The 6,000-nt window shown below is 29.3% G+C and carries 8 protein-coding genes and 1 pseudogene; all 9 read left to right on the top strand.

The window, feature by feature from the left end:
* A pseudogene (locus ACJDT4_RS16215) lies at positions 1–786 on the top strand (hypothetical protein); the annotation flags it as partial.
* A 12-nt stretch (positions 787–798) separates the two neighbouring features.
* Positions 799–1,254: a hypothetical protein gene (locus ACJDT4_RS16210; RefSeq protein ID WP_406788621.1), complete on the top strand. Its 456-nt coding sequence runs from the start codon at positions 799–801 to the stop codon at positions 1,252–1,254.
* 493 nt (positions 1,255–1,747) lie between these two features.
* Positions 1,748–2,164, top strand: a complete 417-nt coding sequence (locus ACJDT4_RS16205) for a hypothetical protein (protein ID WP_406788620.1) — start codon at positions 1,748–1,750, stop codon at positions 2,162–2,164.
* Positions 2,134–2,376 carry a hypothetical protein gene (locus ACJDT4_RS16200; protein WP_406788619.1) on the top strand — a complete coding sequence of 81 codons (243 nt, stop codon included), beginning with the start codon at positions 2,134–2,136 and terminating at the stop codon, positions 2,374–2,376. The genes ACJDT4_RS16205 and ACJDT4_RS16200 overlap by 31 nt, the downstream gene beginning before the upstream one ends.
* A gap of 13 nt (positions 2,377–2,389) precedes the next feature.
* Entirely contained in the window at positions 2,390–2,533 is a 144-nt protein-coding gene (locus tag ACJDT4_RS16195; RefSeq protein WP_406788618.1) for a hypothetical protein, read from the top strand.
* Positions 2,534–2,750: 217 nt separating this feature from the next.
* Positions 2,751–3,122, top strand: a complete 372-nt coding sequence (locus ACJDT4_RS16190) for a hypothetical protein (protein WP_406788617.1) — start codon at positions 2,751–2,753, stop codon at positions 3,120–3,122.
* 239 nt (positions 3,123–3,361) lie between these two features.
* On the top strand, positions 3,362–4,111 hold the full coding sequence (locus ACJDT4_RS16185) for a polymorphic toxin type 50 domain-containing protein (RefSeq protein WP_406788626.1): 750 nt from the start codon (positions 3,362–3,364) through the stop codon (positions 4,109–4,111).
* 12 nt (positions 4,112–4,123) lie between these two features.
* Entirely contained in the window at positions 4,124–4,432 is a 309-nt protein-coding gene (locus tag ACJDT4_RS16180) for a hypothetical protein (RefSeq protein WP_406788616.1), read from the top strand.
* Between the two features lie 613 nt (positions 4,433–5,045).
* Positions 5,046–5,405 (top strand): hypothetical protein, encoded by a 360-nt coding sequence (locus ACJDT4_RS16175; RefSeq protein ID WP_406788615.1) that lies wholly within the window; start codon positions 5,046–5,048, stop codon positions 5,403–5,405.
* Positions 5,406–6,000 lie beyond the last annotated feature (595 nt).

Genomic DNA, 6,000 nt, shown 5'->3' with positions numbered 1-6,000 from the left:
AAATTTGCAGACTGGCTTACTGAGGAAGTTACAGGAGAAAAAGCAAGTCCAAAAACTCAGGGAGAGGAAGTAATAGACGCACAGCTAACAACAATGTCTTTCGATGAACAGAGTATTTTGGCAGACATTGCAAGCGATTATCAAACAGCATTTAGAGGTTTAGCTAGTGCAGATAGAATAAATGAGGCATTAGAAAATTTTGAAGAAGAGCCTGTGTTTAGTACTGGAAATAATACTAAGGGGGTAAGTAAAGCTGGAATTGGTAAAACTGGTGAAGGAATTCCTTTAGACGAAGTAAAGCCTAATGTGCTTAAGCAAATACATGCAGATGACAATGGGGCATATGGATATTTACCAAATGAAGGCACTCCATACTATAACCCCAAATATGATTTTACTGATGCCGATTGGGCGAAGGACATGCAAAATGTTAGGAAGGATTATCTTGACGCATCTAAGCAATTAGAAATTGATATTGAAAGAATGAATTCAGAAGGGGTTTCTAAGGAAGATATAGCAAAACATGTTGTAGATACACGTAATCAACAAAAAGTTACAGCTAGAGCAAGCATGACTGCTGAAGAGAGAGCAGGGTTAGAAGCAAGAAATATAAAAAAATATGAGAATCCAATAGGTCCAGATGCACAATGGTTGTTTAATAAATATAAAAAGCAATTAATTAAAGAAGGTATGTATATAAATGATGAGAAGATATGGAATATTGTAATTCAAAAATCAATGGTAAAGGATGATGTAATAAATACATTATTAGGAATAATTCATTAGGAGGGAATAGATGTGATATTGTTAGAAAATTATTCTAAAATAAACACGTATATTAATATAAAACCACATGGATATTCAATAATTAATGCAGATAGTGTAAATAGTATAGAGAATGGTATAGGTGGATTTAGTGAAGATGGCGAATTATTAGGAATATATGTTGATGATGATAAATTATATTTCCAATATAATGATAATAAGTATGAAACTAATCCAGATGAAATAATTTGCACTAATGAAAGACTAAAAGATGGCAAACGTAATTTTCGAGTAAAAATAAGGGATGTAATTGTATGTGATATTACATATGAACCATATATAAGTCCATTTGTTTTAACTTTAGGAGATGATGAAGATGAATTTGATTTTTTACTTCATTTAAGTAATCTAATGTTAGATAAGAATGCTATTTTAAATTTTATTAAAGGGATGAATAATCTAAAGAAATATTACTCTAATAATAACTAATAACAAGAAAATAAAATTATAGTATATATAGAGTTTCTTACTATAAAATTAGTTAATGTCTGGATGCATAAATTAATACTATTAATAAATAGAGTTAAAACAAAGAAAATTAGGAATATGAGTGAATTCATAATTTAAATTACGCAATAAGTTTGTCCAATACTAAGTGAAAAACACAGGCTAAAAACTGCAAATAGACATCCAAAAGAGGTTTCAATGTTGACTACTATGGGAAACATAGGAGCCTCAGCAAAAACCTCTTTTGGTAACTAATTCAAGCTAATAGCAATACTCAATAATAAAATAAAGTTGCTTGAAACTACGCCCTTGCGACCCAAACTATATGTACCAATGGTTTGCTGTAACCTAAGAGCAACCAATCTTTGACCCAGCTACAACCTAAATAATAAAAAATCAAGACTAACATTGGATAATAATTTCCTTTGTTAGTCTTTTTTCATGTTAAAAAATAATAATGGAAGGATGATTTAAAATGATGATGCTAGTAGAAGAATTTGAGCTATTATCAAGTAAACCAATTAGTGAACTAAATAAAAGCGAATTAAAAACGATATATGAGATACGTAATTCTTATGAGATGCTTGAAAGTGGCACATTGATGTCAAAAGTAATACCAGATGGAACATTTAAAAATTACATAAATAATGGAGAATATAGTAAAACGGTCGTTGGTTGTGTAGCAAAAGCTCAAGATACAGCAGGATTGAAAACTTATAATGATTATTTTAATACCTTTGGTTTGGGATATGATGGGTCTCCATATAAAAATCCTGCAAAAGATTCAATGTATGTAATGCGCTTACAACAGATAACAATGAAAATATTAAGATACCTTTTGGAGGAACTACTGACGAGGAATTGGGAAAATTTTCGAAAACATGTGATATAAACGTTGATGATTTAACAAAGATGAATTCTCCATTTCAAGGTAATGGATTTACGAAAAATGAGATAGGTGGTTTAGGTTCTCCAGAGTATACAATATCAAGAAGTGTACTTGTAGAATTAAATGATTATTCTGGGATATATAAAGTTGATAGAAGTGGTAATGAAACATTAGAGGCTATTTATTTTGATGAAAATTGGTATGTAGTTAAATAGGAGAGTGAATTAAATGAATAATGGTAACTTTGCAATTCAAAAAGGTATCAATATTTCAGTTGTTGGTTGGATAAAAGAAAAAGGTGTGTATACAGATTATTACTTTTATGTAGATGCAGAAAATGGATCTATGGAGCGATATAGTAGGGCATATTAAGTAATCGTAATAGATACTTAGAAGTATTACAAATTTAGGAGATATAATTGCTAAAACTATGAATAAAGGCTATCAGGAGATAAAATATAAGTGGAGTGATGGTACTTATACATATGAAGCAAGATGAAATACTGAAACACGAGTAGGAACAGCAGCACAAAAGAACAAATGGATTTGTTAGAATCAGGCCATTGGTTAGCAAAGTAGGAGGGTAATTATGTGTGAAATTGATGAAAGGTATTATGATGGTTTTGAAGGTGAACCAGAAATGATTTTTACATTAGTAAAAATAAATGGGGAAAAAGAGGAATTTGGAATATGGGATGGCTATTTCATTAGATTTATAGAAAAGGTTGAACCTAAGGAAAATGGTTGGACAGGTTTAGCGTATTATTATCATTTAGATATTGGGTGGTTTGAAGAAAGTCCATGGCTAGTTGAAAATCTTATGGAATCATATGAACAATTAAAAGAAATTGATATTGAAAGTTTTGAGTATTATGAAGAAAAAGAAGTTCTTAGAAAAATTATATGTCTGTTTAAGCACGCCATTGATAATGGAGAAAAAATATATATTTCATATGAATAGGTTATCACTAAACTAACGAGAAAAGAGTCTCCTTATAGTTTCATTTTTAATTGAAACTATAAGGAGCATTTTATTTAATAAAGTAAATATTCTGCAAATGAAAATTTACTTGAAATGAATGTAGATAATATGGTAGTTTGTTGATACTATTAGTATTTGCTAATTTTGAGGAGGAATTTTAATGACGACAGGTATTTAATTAAGATTAAAGGAACTTAGATTAAATGTAACAAAAAGATATTATAATAATAGCAATAGGAAAAGAAAAAATAGAGACAACAGCACCTCATTTGTTTTATACAGAAGAAGGCTTTAAGCCAGCTGAAAAGATAAAAGCAGGCGAGAAAATAAAAGATAGTGTTGGAATTTATAAGGAAGTAACAGACATAAGTACAAGGCATACAGAAGCAGGAGAAGCAATATACAATCTTAATGTAGAAGATTATCACACATATTTTGCAGGTGAAAGCAGTTTACTTGTGCATAATGATTGTTCAGTAAGCAATGAAGAGGTAAAGACTGTAACGGATGCTATTAAGAATGGAAAAGGGAAGGCTGAAGTTACAGGTAAAGAAGCTAAAGATGTGGAGCCTTCTGGTGTGAAAGAAGGAGAAGGAGATAAGGGGGCAGGTAATGCTGATAAATTAGAAATAGTAATTAAAGATGGTGAAAGATACATTGATGGAAAGCCAGTTAAAATAAATCAAGGTCAACAAGATAAGCATATCGTTGGTACGAATAATTATAATCAAGCAGTTAATGCTGGACAGCAAAAAAGTATATTAACTGGCGATGCTGACAAACTTTTAGATGAATTTGCAGGAACAGGTACAAAGGTTAGTGAGTATAAAGAAAGAGTTGATTTTGGGCAAGTTATAGGAAAATTTTACGATATTAAGACGGGATTATATGAAGAAACCACTATGGGAATGATAACTTATGGGAAAAATGGTGCACATATAATTCCATCAAATCCAAATGTTTATTAGGAGGCAAGTGTAATGGATGAGTTTATTAAAGAGATGACTAAATATGAAGATGGTATTGATTTAATTGTTGAATATAATGATGGAGTAGTTATATTAGCTAAAGAAAATGGAATACATGAAAGTGATAATGGATTGGATATGGATGAAGAAGGATATGAGGAATTTTATGCATGTCTACTTAGAATAGTGAAAATATTAGAACCAAAAAACTATAGTGGAAAATTAAAAGAGGGAGGATTGACAGAAATATATTTAAATGCACCAATAATTGAAGTAAGGCTAACAGATGGTAGCATAGTTTGGACGAGAAGGGAAATTTAGATAGTGTCACAATTTTTATAATATACATTAATTAAGACTCATTTCATAAATTAATAAAAAATAGATGCAAAAAAACTGAGCATAAGTAAATACAGAAAAACAAACAATGATTAGGTTCAGTTTCATTGCATAATTAGAATTCTGTAGTAAGTTTTGTAGTAACAATAAGAAAAATACATTCTAAAAACTGCAAAAAGCCATTAAAAAGAGGTTTCAATGCAATTGGCTATAAAAACATAGGGTATACTGTAAAAGCTTCTTTTGATGTCTGATACAAGCCAATAACAAAATTCCAATGGATACTGTAAAGGTATCTATTGGAAATTTTCTCTCTAAGGTCTAACTTTGGATACAATAGGAGATAGATTGGTAGACGGTAACTAAGGATACCTTGAAACATTTCAGGGTATACGAATAACAAATAAGAGAGACTGTATTTAGCAGTGGAAATAGTGCTAAGGAGTCTACACGAGCTAATAGCATAATAGATGGCTTAAAGGTTGTTGATGGTAAGGTAAATGGGAAAATACCAATAGATGATTTTGAAAGGATAAGAGCAGAATCTATACAAAATATAAACTCGCATACAATAACTTTAGGTAAATATAAACCAATGGTAAAAGCTGATGGAACTTTAGATTGGACAATTCCACGAAAAGACTCTTATACAGTAATGGCTGGTGATACAACATACTTTAGTTTAGGAAATGATTGTGATGTTGTAAAAAGTAAGTATAATATAACCGATGAGGATATGTTTGACTTATTTAATGTACCAGCATTAGATGATGCTTATAATGCAAACAAAGAAATACGATTTTCACATGATCCAACAGCATATGGAGATTGTGCATTAAAAAATAGTCAGAAATGGTATGAGAAAGCAGATTTCGACATTTTCTGTAAAGAACTTCAACAACAATTAGAATTAAGAATACCAGATAAATTTTTAGAAGCTTATGGGTGGAAATAAATTACGTGATTTAAAATTAAATAACTTTATAAAGTATGTTTAATTAAAAAATATAATAATAGAATTAATACAGTTAATATTGTATGTTGATTATATAATATTAATAATGCAGTGAAAATATAAAATGAATCAACTGAAATAGAGTAGGCTGGTTCATTATTTTTTTGGCCAAATGAATATGTATTTAGATTATTATATATCAAAGTGAAGCTTATAAAAATGTTTCAAATACATACTGTTGCCGCATAAGAATCATACTAATGATTATATAAAAGACAAATTACAACTAAAAGATAACGAAATATATCCAATTGAGTTAACGATTGAAAAATTAAAGAATTTTCAAATTGTATCTAGACCAAAAAAATGGTTTAAATTAATTCCAAAGGAAGAGAATGAAATATATTATAAGAAATTAGAAGAATTTCTTTCTTATTATGATAAAAAACCTAATAAAAAAGTACAGCTGTATTATAAAAAGTAAACTTTAATAGTATAAATAGTTTTATAAAATTGTAAGCAAGAATATTTGCGTAAAATAATACAAGTATTCTTGCTTTTTTATTTCTCCAATATTTGATGTTTTACTTTAACA

Source organism: Clostridium neuense (assembly GCF_045310695.1).
Lineage (GTDB): Bacteria > Bacillota > Clostridia > Clostridiales > Clostridiaceae > Clostridium_S > Clostridium_S neuense.
This window is presented reverse-complemented; position numbering and strand designations above follow the sequence as displayed.

Excerpts from the sequence above, each read along its gene's own strand:
- ACJDT4_RS16195 (WP_406788618.1), top strand. The coding sequence starts at position 2,390 with ATGAATAATGGTAACTTTGCAATTCAAAAAGGTATCAATATTTCAGTT.
- ACJDT4_RS16180 (WP_406788616.1), top strand. The coding sequence starts at position 4,124 with ATGGATGAGTTTATTAAAGAGATGACTAAATATGAAGATGGTATTGAT.
- ACJDT4_RS16190 (WP_406788617.1), top strand. The coding sequence starts at position 2,751 with ATGTGTGAAATTGATGAAAGGTATTATGATGGTTTTGAAGGTGAACCA.
- ACJDT4_RS16205 (WP_406788620.1), top strand. The coding sequence starts at position 1,748 with ATGATGATGCTAGTAGAAGAATTTGAGCTATTATCAAGTAAACCAATT.
- ACJDT4_RS16175 (WP_406788615.1), top strand. The coding sequence starts at position 5,046 with ATGGTAAAAGCTGATGGAACTTTAGATTGGACAATTCCACGAAAAGAC.